Annotated in this window: 20 protein-coding genes and 1 pseudogene; 6 read left to right on the top strand and 15 right to left on the bottom strand. The window is 70.4% G+C overall.

Features of this window, described 5'->3' with window-relative positions; genetic code table 11:
* The first annotated feature begins 121 nt into the window (after window positions 1–121).
* Together RKD20_RS20270 and RKD20_RS20275 are read left to right on the top strand one after the other, a co-directional pair.
* A complete protein-coding gene (locus tag RKD20_RS20270; protein ID WP_424878943.1) occupies window positions 122–496 on the top strand; it encodes a nuclear transport factor 2 family protein in 375 nt (124 codons plus the stop codon).
* A gap of 43 nt (window positions 497–539) precedes the next feature.
* Window positions 540–1,349 carry an SURF1 family protein gene (locus RKD20_RS20275; protein ID WP_424878944.1) on the top strand — a complete coding sequence of 270 codons (810 nt, stop codon included), beginning with the start codon at window positions 540–542 and terminating at the stop codon, window positions 1,347–1,349.
* Between the two features lie 82 nt (window positions 1,350–1,431).
* Here RKD20_RS20275 and RKD20_RS20280 read toward each other — a convergent pair whose 3' ends face one another.
* The 4 genes from RKD20_RS20280 to RKD20_RS20295 form a co-directional block, all read right to left on the bottom strand.
* The gene (locus RKD20_RS20280; protein ID WP_424878945.1) at window positions 1,432–2,460 is read right to left on the bottom strand and encodes a hypothetical protein; all 1,029 of its coding nucleotides are present in this window, start codon (window positions 2,458–2,460) and stop codon (window positions 1,432–1,434) included.
* A 131-nt stretch (window positions 2,461–2,591) separates the two neighbouring features.
* A complete protein-coding gene (locus tag RKD20_RS20285; RefSeq protein WP_007383615.1) occupies window positions 2,592–3,158 on the bottom strand; it encodes a SigE family RNA polymerase sigma factor in 567 nt (188 codons plus the stop codon).
* A gap of 473 nt (window positions 3,159–3,631) precedes the next feature.
* Window positions 3,632–4,684: an aspartate-semialdehyde dehydrogenase gene (locus RKD20_RS20290; RefSeq protein WP_020124037.1), complete on the bottom strand. Its 1,053-nt coding sequence runs from the start codon at window positions 4,682–4,684 to the stop codon at window positions 3,632–3,634.
* Window positions 4,681–5,958 carry an aspartate kinase gene (locus RKD20_RS20295; protein WP_020124036.1) on the bottom strand — a complete coding sequence of 426 codons (1,278 nt, stop codon included), beginning with the start codon at window positions 5,956–5,958 and terminating at the stop codon, window positions 4,681–4,683. The genes RKD20_RS20290 and RKD20_RS20295 overlap by 4 nt, the downstream gene beginning before the upstream one ends.
* Window positions 5,959–6,161: 203 nt before the next feature.
* On the opposite strand from RKD20_RS20295, the gene RKD20_RS20300 reads away from it, so the two are divergent.
* Together RKD20_RS20300 and RKD20_RS20305 are read left to right on the top strand one after the other, a co-directional pair.
* On the top strand, window positions 6,162–6,845 hold the full coding sequence (locus tag RKD20_RS20300; RefSeq protein ID WP_424878946.1) for a response regulator transcription factor: 684 nt from the start codon (window positions 6,162–6,164) through the stop codon (window positions 6,843–6,845).
* Window positions 6,842–8,182, top strand: a complete 1,341-nt coding sequence (locus RKD20_RS20305; protein WP_424878947.1) for a sensor histidine kinase — start codon at window positions 6,842–6,844, stop codon at window positions 8,180–8,182. Before RKD20_RS20300 ends, RKD20_RS20305 begins: the two co-directional genes overlap by 4 nt.
* Here RKD20_RS20305 and RKD20_RS20310 read toward each other — a convergent pair.
* Window positions 8,148–8,648, bottom strand: a complete 501-nt coding sequence (locus tag RKD20_RS20310; protein ID WP_424878948.1) for an SgcJ/EcaC family oxidoreductase — start codon at window positions 8,646–8,648, stop codon at window positions 8,148–8,150. The two genes, RKD20_RS20305 and RKD20_RS20310, sit on opposite strands and share 35 nt — an antisense overlap.
* 170 nt (window positions 8,649–8,818) lie before the next feature.
* Between RKD20_RS20310 and RKD20_RS20315 the strand changes: the two genes are divergently transcribed.
* Window positions 8,819–9,538 (top strand): TSUP family transporter, encoded by a 720-nt coding sequence (locus RKD20_RS20315; protein WP_424878949.1) that lies wholly within the window; start codon window positions 8,819–8,821, stop codon window positions 9,536–9,538.
* On the opposite strand, the gene RKD20_RS20320 is transcribed toward RKD20_RS20315, so the two are convergent.
* From RKD20_RS20320 to RKD20_RS20345, 6 genes and pseudogenes are all read right to left on the bottom strand, one after another.
* On the bottom strand, window positions 9,539–10,117 hold the full coding sequence (locus RKD20_RS20320) for a Uma2 family endonuclease (protein WP_424878950.1): 579 nt from the start codon (window positions 10,115–10,117) through the stop codon (window positions 9,539–9,541).
* Window positions 10,118–10,167: 50 nt separating this feature from the next.
* Window positions 10,168–11,175, bottom strand: a complete 1,008-nt coding sequence (locus RKD20_RS20325; protein ID WP_424878951.1) for a hypothetical protein — start codon at window positions 11,173–11,175, stop codon at window positions 10,168–10,170.
* Window positions 11,176–11,559: 384 nt separating this feature from the next.
* Window positions 11,560–11,977: pseudogene (locus RKD20_RS20330) on the bottom strand (SsgA family sporulation/cell division regulator).
* A gap of 122 nt (window positions 11,978–12,099) precedes the next feature.
* Window positions 12,100–12,759, bottom strand: a complete 660-nt coding sequence (locus tag RKD20_RS20335; protein WP_424878952.1) for a DUF5063 domain-containing protein — start codon at window positions 12,757–12,759, stop codon at window positions 12,100–12,102.
* Window positions 12,752–13,351, bottom strand: a complete 600-nt coding sequence (gene recR, locus RKD20_RS20340) for a recombination mediator RecR (protein WP_351419838.1) — start codon at window positions 13,349–13,351, stop codon at window positions 12,752–12,754. Before recR ends, RKD20_RS20335 begins: the two co-directional genes overlap by 8 nt.
* A gap of 78 nt (window positions 13,352–13,429) precedes the next feature.
* Entirely contained in the window at window positions 13,430–13,771 is a 342-nt protein-coding gene (locus tag RKD20_RS20345; RefSeq protein WP_020124030.1) for a YbaB/EbfC family nucleoid-associated protein, read from the bottom strand.
* Between the two features lie 253 nt (window positions 13,772–14,024).
* Here RKD20_RS20345 and RKD20_RS20350 point away from each other — a divergent pair, with 253 nt between their 5' ends.
* Window positions 14,025–14,750, top strand: coding sequence for an SLATT domain-containing protein (locus tag RKD20_RS20350; RefSeq protein ID WP_424878953.1), 726 nt, complete (start codon window positions 14,025–14,027; stop codon window positions 14,748–14,750).
* Window positions 14,751–14,793: 43 nt separating this feature from the next.
* Here the strand turns inward: RKD20_RS20350 and RKD20_RS20355 are convergent, their stop codons facing one another.
* The 4 genes from RKD20_RS20355 to RKD20_RS20370 all read right to left on the bottom strand — a co-directional run bounded on the left by RKD20_RS20355 (window position 14,794) and on the right by RKD20_RS20370 (window position 17,874).
* A complete protein-coding gene (locus RKD20_RS20355) occupies window positions 14,794–16,374 on the bottom strand; it encodes a substrate-binding domain-containing protein (protein ID WP_424878954.1) in 1,581 nt (526 codons plus the stop codon).
* A 124-nt stretch (window positions 16,375–16,498) separates the two neighbouring features.
* A complete protein-coding gene (locus tag RKD20_RS20360) occupies window positions 16,499–16,756 on the bottom strand; it encodes a hypothetical protein (protein WP_020124028.1) in 258 nt (85 codons plus the stop codon).
* Window positions 16,757–16,813: 57 nt separating this feature from the next.
* On the bottom strand, window positions 16,814–17,272 hold the full coding sequence (locus RKD20_RS20365; protein WP_424878955.1) for a MarR family winged helix-turn-helix transcriptional regulator: 459 nt from the start codon (window positions 17,270–17,272) through the stop codon (window positions 16,814–16,816).
* Window positions 17,269–17,874, bottom strand: coding sequence for a type 1 glutamine amidotransferase family protein (locus RKD20_RS20370; RefSeq protein ID WP_424878956.1), 606 nt, complete (start codon window positions 17,872–17,874; stop codon window positions 17,269–17,271). Before RKD20_RS20370 ends, RKD20_RS20365 begins: the two co-directional genes overlap by 4 nt.
* Window positions 17,875–17,903: the final 29 nt, after the last annotated feature.

Consider the following 17,903-nt stretch of genomic DNA (forward strand, 5'->3'; position numbering starts at 1 on the left):
CCGCAGACGAGGTCCCCAGCCTGTGGAAAACTTCTACCAGCCGCTTACCCGAACCCGGTGCGACCAGGTCGGAAAGGCCGTCCAGGGCCCGTTGTCAGTGGCGGGGTGCAGACTCGTCCCCATGACCGATCTGCGCGAGACCGTGGAGCGTTTCTGGGCCCTCGCCGAGGCCCGCGACTGGACCACCTTCGCGGACACCCTGGCCGAGGACGTCGTCTACACCCTGCCGCAGACCCGCGAGCGCGTCAGCGGACGGAAGCGGTACGTCGAGTTCAACCGCGAGTACCCGGGCGACTGGCACCTGCGGACGGAGCGGATCGTCGCCGAGCCGGGCCAGGTGGTCACCTGGGTGCACGTCACGGTGGGTCTGGAGGAGATGTACGGCATCTCGTTCTTCACCGGTGACGACAGCGGCCGTATAGCCACCGTCACCGACTTCTGGCCGGAGCCGTACGAGCCCCCGGCGGGCCGCGACCACCTCACCGAGCGGTACTGACCCCGCGCCCCGGCGCCCCGGAGCGGCCCCGTACCGTGGGAGTGTGTACCGGTTTCTGCTGACACCTCGCTGGTTTGGCATCAACGTCTTCGTGCTGCTCGCCATCCCGTTCTGCGTCTTCATGGGGTCGTGGCAGCTGAGCCGGTTCGAGGACCGGATGACGGAGAGCCGGGACGCGAAGCAGGCGGTCGTCACCGACGAGCGGGAGGCCGCGCGGCCACTGGCCGAGCTGCTGCCGGTGGACAAGACGACCTCCGGCAAGCAGGTCACCGCGAGCGGCCGCTACGACAAGCAGCTGCTCGTCCCCGACCGGCAGGTGGACGACCGTGAGGGCTATTACGTCCTGACGCTGCTGCGCACCGACGGCGGCAAGGCCCTGCCGGTGGTGCGGGGCTGGCTGCCGGGCACCCCCGACCCGGCGAAGGTCCCGGCCGCGCCGAAGGGCGAGGTCACCGTCACCGGTGCGCTCCAGGCGTCGGAGACCCCGGGGGACAACGGCGTCAGTGCGCGGGGCGGGCTTCCGGCCGGGCAGACCTCGGCGATCAGCGCGGCCTCCCTGATCAACCTGGTGCCGTACGAGGTGTACGACGCGTGGGTCACCCTCAACACCGGTGACTCCGGGATGAAGGCGGTGCCCGCGACGGCGCCCGCGAACAGCGGGCTGGACCTCAAGGCCTTCCAGAACCTCGGCTACACCGGCGAGTGGTTCGTCTTCGCCGGGTTCGTGGTCTTCATGTGGTTCCGTCTGGTGCGCCGCGAGGCGGAGTTCATCCGGGACGCGGAGCTGGGGATCGTCCCGGACGACGACGGGCAGCGGTCCGAGGAGCAGCCCCAGGAGACGGCGACCGCCTGAACCCGGACGTCCCCGACGCCCTTCGCCCGTCGTCGAGGCCCGTTCACGCCGGGCCCCGTTCACGCCGGGCCCGCGCCGCCCCTCACGACGACGGGAGCACGCCCGTCCAGTACACGACTCCCGCGCACGCGTTGGACACGGTCGTGGACACCGACGGTCCGCCGCCCTCCGCCGTGTTCGTCACCAGGACGCTGCCGTCGAGGGTGCCGCCCTCCGTGAGGAGCTGGGTGGAGGTGCCTGTGTCGCCGCCGGTGGAGGAGCCCTCGCTGGTGGAGGTGTCCGGGGAGGTCGAGGGATCGGGGCTGGGGTCGGTCGAGGGTTCCGAGGTGGGACAGGTCTCGGACGGCACCCAGGCGAACTTCACGTCGTAGGAGGAGCCCGGCTGGAGCACCAGCTGGGAGACCTCCTGGGACGGGTCGGGCAGCCCGGCCGAGGCCGCGTCACCGGACACGTGCCGGAGCGCGCCGACCTTGCTGCTGTCGGCCGCGCCCTGCGCGCTCGTCGTCACGATGCCGGGCCCCGTGACCGTACAGGCGGCGATGGAGCCGTTGGTGACGTGGAACGTGCCGTAGACCGTCCCGGAGGCGTCGGGCACGGCGGTGCTCGCCGTGGGGGTGCCGAGCTGGGCGGCCGTACAGACCGCGGCGCTCGTGGAGGTCGTGGCCGACGGGTCGGTGCCGCTGCTCGCGCCGGTGCTCGCGCCCGCGGTCCTGCCCTTGTCCTGGTCCTTCGAGCCGCCCTTGCCCTTGTCCTCGGTCTTGCCCGCGGAGCCGCCGGAGGTGGACTCGCCGCCGTTCTCCTGCTTGCCCTGGCCCGCGCCGCCCTGCATCTGGGAGGTGTGTCCGGCGTTGGAGGTGTTGGCGCTGGTGCCGGTGGAGGAGACGTGCACGACGGCGGGGATCGCGGTCCCGAAGAAGAGGGCCGCGGCCGCCATGCCGACGACGGCCTGCCGCTTGCGTGCCCGTCGTGCGGGCACCGCCTTGCGCAGAAGGTCCAGGGTGCCGTCGCGCGGCTCCATCTCCTGGACCGCCTGGTGCAGCAGTCGTCGCAGTGCCAGCTCGTCCGAGTCGAACTCCCCCGTGGAGCTCAGATCGTCGGGGCCCTGATTCACAGTTCCGTTCCCAGCGTGCGATTGCTCGTGCTCTTGCCGCGCCGCCCAGGTCGGCTCGTGCTCGCCTTCCCCGGTCGGCTCATGCCACGCGTAAGGCTCGTGGCGCCGTCCCTCGGAATCACCCTCGCCGCTCACACCGGCTCCTCCATCGCGACCCGCAGGGCGGCGATCCCGCGGGAGCCGTACGCCTTCACCGAGCCCAGCGAGATGCCGAGCGTATCGGCGACCTGGGCCTCGGTCATGTCCGCGAAGTAGCGCAGGACCAGGACCTCGCGCTGGCGGCGCTGCAGGCCCTTCATGGCCTTGATGAGCGAGTCGCGCTCCAGCTGGTCGTAGGCCCCCTCCTCGGCGCTCGCCATGTCGGGCATCGGCTTGGACAGCAGCTTGAGTCCGAGGATGCGCCGGCGCAGGGCCGAGCGGGAGAGGTTGACGACCGTCTGGCGCAGGTACGCGAGCGTCTTCTCCGGGTCGCGGACGCGTTTGCGCGCCGAGTGGACGCGGATGAACGCCTCCTGGACGACGTCCTCGCAGGAGGCGGTGTCGTCGAGCAGAAGGGCTGCGAGACCCAGCAGGGAGCGGTAGTGCGCCCGGTAGGTCTCGGTGAGGTGGTCGACGGTGGTTCCGGCTGCCGCGGTGTCCTCGGCGTACTCGGCTCCGTCACGCTGACTGGGTATGCGGGCGGGCCGCGCTGCGGGCATGGGCGCGATCACCGGCATGCCACCGGGCGCCCCGCGCCTGCGGGGCCGGAGGACAGCCGCGCCGCTCGGCGCGGCAGGGAAGTCGAGTACCTGAGCCACGACAGTTGGACACACTCACCCCGGTGAGGGTTGTACGCGACCGTCCATCTTCTCTCAGGCAGCACAACTGACCGTGCGTCAAACGCGCTCATGCCTACCCGCTCTTCCCCTGTGTCCTGAATGGCCGAGGCGTCCCCACGCCTCGCAAGCATCCCCGCACCCCTGAAAGGGCGTTCGCAAAGACGCTCCCCGCCCTTCGCACGGTTGCGGAGAGCGGGGAGGGAAATCTTCGGACGTCCAGGCGCCGGGATCAAGTGGTACGGACTATTGGTCGCACCACATGTCGCACACAGATCCTACAAAGGGTTCCGGCCATGGCCAGGACTTTTCCGGTACGCACAACTGCGTACGACAGATCCGGCGGCGGACGAACGTCACCCGAACTCGGCGGCGACGAGCTCCGCGATCTGCGCGGTGTTGAGCGCGGCCCCCTTGCGCAGGTTGTCCCCGCACACGAAGAGTTCGAGCGCGGTGGGGTCGTCGAGGGCCCGCCGGACCCGCCCCACCCAGGTGGGATCGGTGCCGACGACGTCGGCGGGGGTGGGGAACTCCCCGGCCGCCGGATCGTCGAAGAGGACGACCCCGGGGGCGGTCGCGATGATCTCGCGCGCCTTGCGGACGGTGACCTCGCCCTCGAAGCGGGCGTGGACGGTGAGGGAGTGCACGGTGACCACCGGGACCCGCACACAGGTCACGGCGACCGGCAGCGTGGGCAGGCCCAGGATCTTGCGGGACTCGTCCCGCACCTTCATCTCCTCCGAGGACCACCCGTCCTCGCGCAGGGAACCGGCCCACGGTACGACGTTGAGGGCGACGGGCTCCGGGAAGGGCCCGGTGTGGTCGCCGACGGCCCGCCGTACGTCACCTGGGTGCGTGCCGAGCTCGGTGCCCGCGACCATGGACAGCTGCCGCCTCAGGGTCTCGACGCCGGCCCGGCCCGCGCCGCTCACCGCCTGGTACGAGGAGACCACCAGCTCCCGCAGCCCGAACTCGGCGTGCAGCGCGCCCAGGGCCACGATCATGGAGAGGGTCGTGCAGTTGGGGTTGGCGATGATCCCGCGCGGTCGCATCCGGGCCGCGTGCGGATTGACCTCGGGCACCACCAGGGGCACGTCCGGGTCCATCCGGAAGGCGCCGGAGTTGTCCACGACGACGGCACCGCGCGCGGCGGCGACCGGCGCCCACTGCGCGGCCACCTCGTCCGGTACGTCGAACATGGCGACGTCGACCCCGTCGAAGGCCTCCTCCGACAGGGCCACGACCTCGACCTGCTCCCCGCGCACGGCCAGCTTGCGGCCGGCCGAGCGCGGGGAGGCGATCAGTCGGATCTCGCCCCAGATGTCCGCGTGCTGGGACAGGATCTGGAGCATGACCGTGCCGACGGCCCCGGTCGCGCCTACGACCGCGAGCGTCGGACGTACGGTCATCGGCCGGTGCCTCCGTAGACCACGGCCTCGTCGCTGTCGGAGTCGAGCCCGAAGGCGCTGTGCACGGCGCGCACGGCCTCGGCCACGTCGTCGGCGCGGGTGACGACCGAGATGCGGATCTCGGAGGTCGAGATCAGCTCGATGTTCACGCCGGCGTCGGACAGGGCGGTGAAGAAGTCGGCCGTGACACCCGGGTTCGTCTTCATGCCCGCGCCCACGAGCGAGATCTTGCCGATCTGGTCGTCGTAGCGCAGCGAGTCGAAGCCGATGCCGGACTTGTTCTTCTCCAGGGCGTCGATGGCCTTGCGGCCCTCGGCCTTGGGGAGCGTGAACGAGATGTCCGTCAGCCCGGTGGAGGCGGCGGAGACGTTCTGCACGATCATGTCGATGTTGATCTCGGCGTCCGCGATGGTGCGGAAGATCACCGCGGCCTCACCCGGCTTGTCCGGCACGCCGACGACCGTGACCTTGGCCTCGGAGGTGTCGTGCGCGACACCGGAGATGATGGCCTGCTCCACCTGCTTGTCCCCTTGCTCGATCGGCTCACTGCTCACCCACGTGCCCTGCAGCCCGCTGAAGGACGACCGGACGTGGATCGGGATGTTGTAGCGACGGGCGTACTCCACACAGCGGTGGAGCAGCACCTTCGAGCCCGAGGCGGCGAGCTCCAGCATGTCCTCGAAGGAGATCCAGTCGATCTTCTTCGCCTTCTTCACCACCCGCGGGTCGGCGGTGAACACGCCGTCCACGTCGGTGTAGATCTCGCACACCTCGGCGTCGAGGGCGGCGGCGAGCGCCACGGCGGTGGTGTCGGAGCCACCGCGCCCGAGCGTGGTGATGTCCTTCTTGTCCTGGCTGACGCCCTGGAAGCCGGCGACGATGGCGATGTTGCCCTCGTCGAGGGCCGTACGGATACGGCCCGGCGTGACGTCGATGATCCGGGCTTTGTTGTGGACCGAGTCGGTGATGACGCCGGCCTGGCTGCCGGTGAAGGACTGGGCCTCGTGGCCCAGGTTTTTGATCGCCATGGCCAGCAGCGCCATGGAGATACGCTCCCCGGCGGTCAGCAGCATGTCGAACTCACGCCCGGCAGGCATGGGAGATACCTGCTCGGCGAGATCGATCAGCTCGTCCGTCGTGTCGCCCATCGCGGAAACGACGACGACCACCTGGTGGCCGTTCTTCTTCGCTTCGACGATTCGCTTGGCGACGCGCTTGATGCCTTCGGCATCGGCTACGGAGGAGCCTCCGTACTTCTGCACGACAAGGCCCACGTGCGCTCCTCGCTCAGTCCGTGTGTGTCGGCTCAGTTTAACGAGCGCCCGAAATCCACCCCCGCGGTATCGCATCGTGAGATTCGGACGCCCAGGTCAGCGCATGCCCATTCGCGGACCTCGGGAAAAGTGCACCGCGTCACATGGCCGTGTGGGAGCCCTGTGACAACAGTGAATTAAGTTTCAAGGATTAGGGTGCGGCTGTGCGCGTACTCCTGGTGGAAGACGATGAGCCGGTCGCCCAGTCCCTGAGGCGAGGCCTGATCCGGTACGGGTTCGAGGTCGAGTGGGTCTCCACCGGCGCGGCCGCACTCGGCCACCAGGGCCCCTACGACGTCGTCCTCCTCGACCTCGGCCTGCCCGACACCGACGGCCTCGACGTGTGCAAGGTGCTGCGCGAGCGCGGTGACGTGCCGATCATCGTGATCAGCGCGCGCAGCGACGAGACGGACCGGGTGGTCGGCCTGGAGCTCGGCGCCGACGACTACGTGACCAAGCCGTTCGGGGTCCGGGAGGTCATCGCGCGGATACGGGCCGTGATGCGGCGCGCGCGGCCCCGTACCGAAGCCGCGGCGGGCCCCGACACCTACGGCTCCCGTCTGAGCATCGACCGCAAGGCCGCCCGGGTCCGTCTCGACGGCGAGGAGGTGCCGCTGGCGCCCAAGGAGTACGACCTGCTGGCCTTCCTCACCGAGGAGCCGGGCGCGCTGATGTCGCGCGAGCAGATCATGGAGGCGGTCTGGGACGCGAACTGGTTCGGGCCGACCAAGACGCTGGACGTGCATGTGGCGGCGCTGCGGCGCAAGCTCGCCGGCGCGGTCGTCATCGAGGCGGTCCGGGGCGTGGGCTTCCGCCTGGAGATCGCCGAGGACGCCGGGGCCTCATGAACCGGCAGCTCATCCGGAGTTACATCCTGCTGGTCGCGGTGGCCATCTTCCTGTTCACCGTCCCGGTCGCCTTCACGCTGACCAAGCAGCTGCGGGACGACACCAGGCAGTCGGTCCTGCGCGAGGCGAACACCATGGCGCTGCTGCTGAGCAACGGCACCAGCACCTCGTGCGAGGCCCTGACCGAGGTGGCCACGGCGTACGGCGACGTCCAGGCGACCCCCACCGCGCACTGCGACCCGAAGCTGCCGGTTCCCGTCGCGGACGCGGCGCTGAAGCGGGCCGTGGAGAAGAACGAGTCGACGACCGACTGGGGCTCCGACTTCGTCTGGGGCAGGCATCTGACGGTCACCGTCCCCGCGAAGGACGACGCGACCGTACGGATCGTCTACTCGACCTCGGACATGACCAGACGGCTCTGGCAGATCTGGGGCTTCCGGGCCGCTCTCGCCGTGCTGGTCCTCGCTGCGGCCGCCGCGATCGGCGCCTTCGCGGCCCGCAGGATCACCGCTCCCCTGCGCGAACTCAACTCCATGGCCAGCAAGTTCAGCGACGGCGACCTGACCGCGCGCTCCCCGGTCACGGGCCCGCCCGAGACGCAGACGCTGGCCCGCACCCTGAACCAGGGCGCGGAGCGTCTGGACACACTGGTGGCCTCGCAGCGCATCTTCGTGGCGGACGCCTCGCACCAGCTCCGCACCCCGCTCACCGCGTTGCGCCTGTCGCTGGACAACATCGCGGACGGGGTGGACGACGAGTTCGTCCGGGAGGACGTGGAGCAGGCGACCGCGGAGGTGGTCCGGATGAGCCGCCTGGTCAACGGCCTGCTGGTGCTCGCGCGGGCCGAGGCCAAGGTGACCGCCGCGGAACCGCTGGTGCTGAGGGACATCGTGGAGGAACGGCTGACGCTGTGGAGGCCGGCCGCCGACGAGCGCGGAGTCACCGTCGCGCTCAGGGGGAGTGGTGTCGACGACCGGCCGTCTGTGCTGGCCAGCCCAGGTCATCTGGACCAGGTGCTGGACAACGTGCTCTCGAACGCCCTGGAGGTCTCGCCGGACGGCGGACAGATCACCGTCGAGATCGAGTCCCGGGCGGACACGGTGGTGCTGTCGGTACGGGACGAGGGGCCCGGCATGTCCGATGCCGACAAGTCCCGCGCCTTCGACCGCTTCTGGCGCGGCCAGGGCCTGACCGGGCGTTCCGGCTCCGGCCTCGGCCTCGCCATAGTCAGGCAGTTGGTGACCGACGACGGCGGAACCGTGACGCTGGCGGACGCGCCGGGGGGCGGGCTGAAGGTGGGGATCAGCCTTCGGGCATCGCCGAGGAGTGGTGGTTGACGATCTTCCACGCGCCGTCCCGCTTCTCGTACGCGTAGGTGTAGCGGGCCTTGACGACGCGCTTGGCGCCGGTGTCCGGGTCGGTGAGGGTGAACTCGTAGACGCCGGTGTCGATCGCGGAGTCGTTGTCGAGGACGTCGACGACCGTCTGGACCTTCTTGCCGACCGGCTTGTTCTCCAGGAAGTGCTCGAAGTAGTCGACGATCTCGGCATGGGTGGTTCTGACCTTGTTGGAGACGGTGGGCAGCAGCACCGCGTCGCTCGCGTAGAGGTCCACCACCTTGTCGGCGTCACCGGTCTTCAGGGCCGCGTTCCAGGTGTCGAACAGGCTGGCGATCTGCGTCCTGCTGGCCTTCTTCGCCGTGTGCGTGCCCGCGGTGGCCGCGACGGTGCCGACGGTTCCCACGGCGACGATCACGGTGGCGGTGACGATGGCTACGCGCTTGTTCATGGAACGACGGGTCATCGCTGTCTCCAGTGCGGTGAGGGGCTGTGCCGTGAACTGACTCCAGCCTCTCTCCGCGCTGGTTAGGGCCCGTGCAGCCGAGATACAGCGCAGAGACAGCAAACGCCCAATTCCCGTGCTGTGCCCACCCGGTCGCTGTGATCGGGGGTGTGGTGCGGTACACCATGACCATGGCGGGAAACGTGCTCCTGGCGGGAATTGTGCTGCTCGGCTCCTGCGTGCAGTGGCTCACGGGGATGGGCTTCGCCCTGGTCGCCGTGCCCGCGCTGGTACTGCTGCTCGGCCCCGCGGAGGGGGTCGTCCTCGCCAACTGTGCGGCCGGGGTGATCTGTTGTGTGGGGTTGGCGCGCGGATGGCGCCTGGTACGACCCCGGGCGATGCTCCCCTTCTGCCTGGCAGCGGCCTGCACGGTCCCGGCGGGCACCTGGATGACCCGCCAACTCCCTGAACCGTGGCTCCTGTTGGTCATGGGCGGTCTGGTGACGGTGGCCGTCCTGCTCGTCATGCGGGGCGCGCGGGTGGCCGCTCTGCGCGGCACCCGGGGGGCCCTGTTCGCGGGCGCGGCGGGCGGGTTCATGAACTCCGCGGCCGGGGTGGGCGGCCCGCCGTTCTCCCTCTACGCCGTCAACGCGGGCTGGACGGTACGGGAGTTCGTCCCCAACGCGATGTTCTACGGCGTCATCGTGAACGCGTTCTCCGTGGCGTCGAACGGGGTGCCCGAGCTGACCGGGACGCAGTGGTTTCTGGTATGCGCGGCGATGGGGGCGGGCGGAGTGATCGGCAGGGGGCTCGCCTCCCGCATACCGGAGAAGCGGGCCCGCCTGCTGGTGCTGCTGCTTGCCCTGACGGGCGGGATCACAGCTGTCGGGAAGGGGCTCTGGGGGCTGTGATCAGTCCGAGAACTCCTTCAGCGGTTCGGTGTCGAGGGCGAAGCCGACTGGCTCAGGGAGCTTGACCGTGGCACCGAACGGCAGCTTCTCCTCACGCCGGTACCTGCCGTCCTCGGGCTGGTTGAAGACCACGACCGAGCAGTCGTCACGGTCGATGAGGAGATATACGGGGATACCTGCGGCGGCATAGCCGTCGGGCTTCTCGACTCGGTCGCGCTGGTTGGTGTCGGAGTCATGCGAGGTGATCTCGACAGCCATCAACACGCCATCGGCCTCCGACCACTCGCCCTGCCCCTTGAGGCTGCCCTTCGGCACCAGCACTCCGTCCGCGCGAGCACGCCCCCTTCGGTAGGCCTCGGTCTTGAGTCCTCGCTCTGGATGAAGCCGCAGGTCCGGGCGCAACTGCATGCACCGTTCCAGAAGCCACATGTAGATCTCGCTGTGGTTGCCGTCCGGCACGGGCTTGACCTGCACCCTCCCATTGATGAACTCCAGCCACACTGTCTCCGGGGCATGGCGTTCCAATTGCTCGAACTCCTCGACGGACATCTGGGGCTGCTGCTCGGTCCTGGGGGTCATGGCGTCGCCTCCTCGACTCCATGGTGCCCCGACCGGCGCCTCCTGCACGCTCACCGCAGCCCCGCCGCGCGGCGGAGGGCATCGACGCGATCGGTGACGTCGATGACCTCGTCGGCGCCGGGGAGACCAGCCCCGGCACGCGGGCCCGGGAGGAAGGTGTCCGGGACGGCTCCGTAGGCCGGGCCCTCCGCCTCGATCAGCTCGATGCACTCGCGGCACAGCCCGCTCACGATCTCCGTGGTCCGCTCGTCCGCGTCGCACAGACCGCACGCCATGATCACGCGGCTGACGCGGGCACGCCGGGCGGCCTTCTGGCGGATCTTCGCCTTCTTCGGGGGCATCTTGCTCTCCAATCGTTGGCGGGCGAATCCGCCCGGGTTGTCGACCGTGGACGGCAGCCCGCCGGTCAGGGCCCTGGTGATGTCGTGTGGCGTCGCGCCGAGTGACAGCCACTCGGCTGCGAGGGGTTCGAGGGAACGGCAATCGCCGTCGGAGAGCGGCATGCGGGAGTCGGCGGCGCGGAGTTCGGCGAGGGTGAGGTAGGCGACGCTGGGCTGTTCGGCGGCGGACTCTTCGGGTTCGAGCTGCTCGGCCTCCGGGGCCCGCTCCTTGGCGTCCTCGACCCGTGCGAGCCCTGGCACGTGGTGCTCGGTCACGTCCTTGCCGTGCCGCTCCCGGGCGAAGTCCTCCCACCACTCGGTGGACCTGCGGGTACGCGACCAGTACGTACGCGTCACCCACCGCATGGAGTCGTCATCGACGGTGATGTGTTCCTTGATCCAACGCAGGTGGCCGGCGAGGGTGATGCGGCCCAGCGAGCTGCGGACGGCCTGCTGGCCGTAGACCGGGTGGGCCGCGGCGATCGCCTTGTAGCCCATCGCGTGGCCCTCTTCGAGATGCTCGACGAAGACGGCGATCTCGCGGTCACGGGGGCTCAGGTGTGCGAAGTCCGCGTCGGCGTGCGGGTGTTCGTCACCTGCGGGACGTTTTCCGTAACCCGTTTTGGCCATGGGGTGGGACGGGGACGGCAGGGCAGGGCTAAGCTGCGAGTAAGCCACGATCGAGTCCTTTTCGATCCGTAGGTCAGGCCCCGGAGCCGGTGTTGGTGCACCGACCGGGGCCGAACTATTTGCTTGTTTGCCGCGAACCTAGAGCGGTTTTACTTTCCGACGCAATCCGATCACGGAACGTCACTCTTTCGAGTTAGGACGCCTCAACTTACGTTCAGACTTGGTTGGTTGGCTTGGATTTCACCCAGCCCAGAACCCAGAAAAAACCATGGAGGAGCTCGAAGCCCGAGGCTCAAGCCCCGGGCTGAACTGCGGAAACGAAGGCCTTCCGGACGGAGTCCGTGAGGTGGAGTTCGGACCACTCATCTCCGTCACCCGGCTCACGACATCCGGGTCGGCCGACAGCGCACCGGCCCGAAAGCCGCTGCGGGATCACACCCGCCCCCCGTACAGCGCCACCAGCCCGTGGTCCAGCTCAGCCCCCACGGTCTCCTCGCCCGCGGCGACGACCGTGTGGCGTACGGGCCAGGAAGCGGGTCAGGTCCGCGGTGGGGAATGCGAGGACGGCGACGCCCTGCGCGGCGTGGAATTCCACGTAGGTGTGGGCCGAACCGGCCGGGCGGACACGGACGTTGCCGATACCGGCCGGCGCCCGCAGTCCCTCGCCCAGCAGGACCCGGGCGAACGTCCACGTCGTGACCTCGCCGTCGACCGTGACATGCGGCGGGAAGTCGATGTGCACGGCCGACGGGTCGGCGGAGGTGAAGCGCAGAGTCGCCGGGATCGCGAGCTCCTGGCCCCTGGCCGTGATCAGGCGGGCGCCTGTCGGCTGCTGGAGGGTGACGTGCATGAGGGGCTCCAAGTCGGCGGGGACACGGGCCGGGTGCGGCCGTTGTGCAGTGAGACCACCCCAGGTGCCCGCGCATTACGCCGCTTCGGAAGCCACCTCGTATGACACCCGTCACACCGGCGCTACTTGGGCTGGTGCAGCCCCAGCGGACCGGCGATCTCCTCCACCATCACCCTGCCCGCCTCGATCTCCAGCGTCTCGTCACCCATCGCCTGGTCGGTGTCGAGGCCGTCCAGCTCCTCAAGGGGCTGGTTCAGGCGGACATGGGCCACGATCGACTGGAGCGCGCGCAGGGTCGCGGACGCCGTGGAGCCCCAGTTGGAGAAGTACGAGAACTGCCACCACCACAGGGCCTCCGAGGTGCGGCCCGCACGGTAGTGGGCCATGCCGTGGCGCAGGTCGGTGATGACGTCGGTCAGGTCGTCGGAGATACGGGCCGGGACCGGCGCCTTGCGGGGCTCGTAGGGGTCGAAGACCTCGGAGTAGACGTCGATCGGTTCCAGCAGCCGGGCCAGGTTCTCGCGGAGTTCGTCCACGTCGGCGTCCGGGCCCGTGTCGGGCTCGTAGCGCTCGTCGGGGACGATGTCCTCGTGGGCGCCCAGGCGGCCGCCGGCCAGCAGGAGCTGGGAGACCTCCAGGAGCAGGAAGGGGACGGCGGAGTCGGGTTCGTCGCCCTTCGCCACCTCCATGACGGCCACCAGGAAGCTCTCGACCTGGTCGGCGATCTGGACCGCGAAGTCGTCGGGGTCCTGGGCGGTCTCGTGCAGTGTGGCGTCAGACATCTAGAAGTCGTCTCCCCTCGAAGGCGCGGCCGAGGGTCACCTCGTCCGCGTATTCCAGGTCGCCACCCACCGGGAGGCCGCTGGCCAGGCGGGTGACCTTGAGGCCCATGGGCTTGATCATGCGGGCGAGGTACGTCGCTGTGGCCTCGCCCTCCAGGTTCGGATCGGTGGCCAGGATCAGCTCCGTGACCGTCCCGTCGGCCAACCGCGCGAGAAGTTCTCGTATACGCAGGTCGTCCGGACCGACGCCCTCGATCGGGCTGATCGCGCCGCCGAGCACGTGGTACTTGCCACGGAACTCCCGGGTGCGCTCGATCGCGACCACGTCCTTCGGCTCCTCCACCACGCAGATGACGGTGAGGTCGCGGCGGGGGTCGCGGCAGATGTTGCACAGCTCTTCCTGCGCCACGTTGCCGCAGGTCGCGCAGAAGCGGACCTTCGCCTTGACCTCCATCAGGCACTGCGCGAGACGCCGTACGTCCGTCGGCTCCGCCTGGAGGATGTGGAAGGCGATCCGCTGGGCGCTCTTGGGACCGACGCCGGGCAGCCGCCCCAGTTCGTCGATCAGGTCCTGGACCACGCCTTCGTACACGGACTGCCGTCCTTCCTGGGTTCCTTGCGGTACGTACGCTAGTTGGCCGACACCCGCCTTAGAAAGACGGGGCCCCTCCTAGAAGGGCAGCCCGGGGATGCCGCCGCCGCCGAGACCCTGGGCGAGCGGGCCGAGCTTCTGCTGCTGGAGCGTCTGCGCGTTCTCGTTCGCCGCCTGTACGGCCGCCACGATCAGGTCGGCGAGGGTCTCCGTGTCCTCCGGGTCCACCGCCTTCGGATCGATCTTCAGCGCACGCAGTTCGCCGGCACCGGTGACGGTGGCCCTCACCAGACCGCCGCCCGCCTGGCCGTCGACCTCGGTCCTGGCGAGTTCCTCCTGCGCGTTCGCCAGGTCCTGCTGCATCTTCTGGGCCTGCTGGAGCAGCTGCTGCATGTTGGGCTGGCCACCACCGGGGATCACGATCAGCTCCTGTGTCGGTACGGCTGTGTGGGCGAGGTTTTTCCTCCCTGGCACGAGCCTACGTGGTCGGGACGGGCGTCGCCCCAGCACTCTTTCGAGTGAGTCGGCCTGGAGTCCTATACCTGATCAAGGCCCTCTTCCGAGCGGAAAAGCAACCAAAGCACCCCCTTCGCCACCCATTGGGCGGTAGGAAGGATCCCCGCACATCAGCATCAGGCGTCACGCAGGGTGACCGATCAGTAGGGAGCGCCGGGTGGGTCAGCCGGAGATGCAGCCCGAGGGCCCGCCTCAGGACGGACGGGCCGATCTGGCCGGGCGGACGTTTCCGCTCGGTGACTGGGGCGAGCCCGCCGTACGGCTGGACGAGCTGTACCGGTGGGTGGAGCACCGGGCGCTGGAGACGGCGTCCTGGTATCTCGCGGACCGGGTGGGGAAACGGCGCTGGGCGCGGGCCCTGCGGGGCGGGGCCGCGGCGGGGGCGGTGACCGGGGCCGTGCTGCCCTTGCTGGGGCTGACGGGAGTGGTGGGGGCCGGGGCCGCGCCCTGGGGCTACCTCGCCCTGCTCCTCGCGGTGGCCTGCGTGGGCGTGGACCGCTTCTTCGGTGTGACCTCCGGCTGGATAAGGGACGTGGCCACCGCGCAGGCCGTGCAGCGCCGCCTCCAGGCCCTCCAGTTCGACTGGGCCTCGGAGAGCGTCCGCGAGGTGCTCGGCCCCACGGAGGGCACGGCCGCCGAGGCCACCGAACGCTGCCTGGGCGTCCTGCGCCGTTTCTCGGAGGACGTCACGGAGCTGATCCGGGTGGAGACGGCCGACTGGATCGTGGAGTTCCGCAACGGGTCCGCGCCGATGGGCATCCAGGGCGCGGTGACGTCCGGGGGACGCCAGGACTCCGGGGGCGCTCAGGGGCGCTTCCCGCTCCCCCCGGGGCCGCCGGCCCGCCCGAACATGCCCCGGCAGCGGCCGCCGGAGCCCCGGTGAGCCGGCTCGGGGCGACCCTCGGTGCGGTCCTCGGGACAACCCGTCAGTCGCACAGCGCCGCCGCCCGCAGGCACGGCAGATGCCCCTGCTCCCGGATCACGTCCTGGCTCGTGCCCTCGTCGAGGTAGGCGAGGAAACCGGCGGCAAGGGACCCGGGGGCCGGGGAGCGGTAGGTGTAGGCGTACTCGACGCCGCGGTAGGGGTACCGGCCCAGGTGGTCGGCCGAGGCCGCCGCACCGTCCAGCGGCACCCGGCGCACTCCCTTGTGGCCGGTGGCCAGGGTGAGTTCGCTGTAGCCGAGGGCGCCGGGCTGGGCGGCGACCTTGTCCAGCACGTCCTCGGTGGAGGCGAGTTCGCAGCGGGTGACGGCGGAACGGGCGGCCGCGGCCACCGCCTTGTCCTTCACCGGGTCGCAGTCCAGGGACGTCGTGGGGGTCATCTCCCAGGCCCCCGCCAGCACCCGTTCCTGGAAGATCTGCCGGGTGCCCGAGTACGCGTCCCGGCTGACCAGCACGACCGGCAGGCCGGGCAGCCGCGGGAGGCCGGCGGGGCGGGAGGCGTCCAGGTCGCTCCAGCGTGCGACCTCGCCCCGGTACAGGCGCTCCACCTCGGCCCGGGTCAGCCCGCGCGCGCCGAGATCGATGCCGTCGTTGACGACGAGGGTGAAGACCGACAGGGCGATCTTCTCGCCGTGCAGGCCCAGCCGGTCGCCCATCGGACCGTCCGAGAAGGCGATCACGGACCGCGCCTCCTTCGCCGAGCGGGCACCGGTGGCGCCGAGCCCGGCCACGCCGGCCTCGCTGCCGCGCGCCTCGACCGTGATGTCCGCGCCCTCGCAGTCCTTCTCGTACTCCTTCGCGAGCGTCTCGATCACCGGGGCGAAGGCGGTGGAGCCGGTCACCGTGAGGCTTCCCGTCTCGCAGCCGAGCGGGGGCGGGGTGTCGTCGCGGGCGACCACGATCGTGGCGAGGACCAGGACGGAGAGGGTGAGCAGCCCCGTGAAGATCCGTGCCGCCGGGCTGAGGACGGGCGGGATCTCGTCCGGGGTGGCGCTGCGGTTGGGGTGCACCTCGCCGTCCCGGATGCCGCCGATCATCCGGATCGGACGGCCCACGTCACCGCCGGACAGCAGCACGAGGAGCTTGTAGTGCTCGCCGCGGTTGAGAGGGACACGGGGAATGCGCAGCCGGTTGTCCTCGTAGCCGAAACCCCGTTCCGGGGTGAAGTGGTCCATGAGGTGGTCGGTATCGATCGGCTGGGTGACCGACACCCCGCGGACGGTCCGGTCGGTGAACACCGCGGTCAGGCCGTGCCGTTCGGGGCCCGTGTAGTCGTCGCGGTCGATGCCCTGCGAGCCGTCGTTCTCGATGCGCAGGAGGACCAGGGTGGCGTCCGACATGTCGGGGGCCTCGTCGAAGAGCCCGAGTCTGACTCCCCCAAAGGGGGCACCCCCAGCCCGGCCCCGCCGGACGTCGTCGCCGATCGGGTTGTCCATCTGCACGCGGTAGCCGATCCGCTTGCGGCGCGGCACCCTGCGCTCGTACCAGACCATGACCCCGGACGCGACGACACCGAGGACGGCGGTCCCCACCGCCACGACGTTCTCCGCGCTCCACCACTGCACTGTGGGTGCCCCCGCAACTCCCGCAGTTCGCTCGTCCGACCACCGTACGGCTGTGCGAGCGGGTCCGGCGGGACGGTGAGGCGAAGTTCGCGTGACGTTCAACCGACGTACGTGGAAGGGGACTTCAGGGCGAGGCCGGAGGGGCCGTCGGCGCCGCGCCGGGGCTCTCGTCGTCCAGGACGGCGTACACCGAGCCGCCGGCACCCAACGCCACCACGAGCGCGACCGCGAGGAGCGCCAGCGTGACGGCACGGCTGCGGTCCCCCGGCAAGGGACCCGGCTCCGACGGGTACGGCGTCAGATAGGTACCGGGCGAGGGGCGCTCCCGGGCATGACCCCGCCCCTCGCCGTCCGCCGGATCGGCGGAGCCGTGTTCCTCCATGGCAGGCCCTCCCCCGAGACCGCGCGCCCGCACACCTGCGCGACAGAAGACCAGTGTCTACGTCCGTCCGGCGTCCGTCGAGATCTGGTCGAGCACCTTGGACAGCCGCTCCAGCACCCCTACGGCTTCGGCGAGTTCGGCCTCCCCGAAGGCCTCCGCGAGCCGGTCGGCGAAGGCCGCGTGCCCCGGGCCGATCCGCCGCACGGCGGCCAGTCCCTCCTCGGTCGGCGCGAGGAGCTTGGCGCGCCGGTGGGCGGGGTTGGGCCGGTACACGGCCAGCCCCCGCTCCACCAGCACATCGGCGATCCGCTGCACGCTCTGCCGGGTGATGCCCATCTCCCGGGCGATCCCGGCGACCGGGAGCGGCTCCGGGAGCACCGCGCCGAGCACCTGCCACCAGGCGGCGGTGAGCTGGGCGGGGCGCGCCAGGTCCTCGGCGACGGCGAGGAACCGGCCGTTGAGCCGGAACACCCCGAGCGCGCTGCGGCTGAGCAGCTCCTGCCGCTCCCGGCTCACCGCGCGGCTGCCTTCTCCAGCACGGCGTACGCCTGCGGGTCGGAGTCGTGGAACAGCCGGTACCAGGCGTCCAGCACCTCGCCCTCGTAGACCCCTAGCAGCCGGAAGATCTCCCGGGCGAACGCGACGGGCTCGGTGGGTCCGGCGGTGATCAGCCCCCCGCCGGTCACGGCGTCCGCGTCGACGTAACGCTCGCCGCCGCCGTACCCGGTGGCCGCCAGATAGAAGGACACGGCGCTGGTGTGCTCCCGGTCGTCGAGCAGCCCCTCACGCGCCAGCCCGGCGGTGGCCCCGCAGATCGCGGCGACGGGAACCCCGGCGTCGAGGAACTCCCGCGCCTTGCGGGCGAAGGGGGCGAGACCGTCGCCGGCGTCCCAGAGGTCGGCGCCCGGGAGGATCAGCAGGGAGCTCTCGGAGGGCCGTACGTCGTCCAGGGCGCACTCCGGCTGCACCCGCAGGCCCCCGATGGAGGTCACCGGCTCGCGCGACGGGCCGACCGTGCGGATCTCGTACCCCGCGCGGGCGAGATAGGCCGTGGCGTGTCCCGTCTCCCAGTCCGCGAAGGTGTCGTACACGGCGTGATGCACAGGTTTGGCATTCATGACAACATGCTGTCATTTCGACAGTAGGC

This window comes from Streptomyces sp. SLBN-8D4 (assembly GCF_049739545.1).
GTDB classification, from domain to species: domain Bacteria; phylum Actinomycetota; class Actinomycetes; order Streptomycetales; family Streptomycetaceae; genus Streptomyces; species Streptomyces canus_C.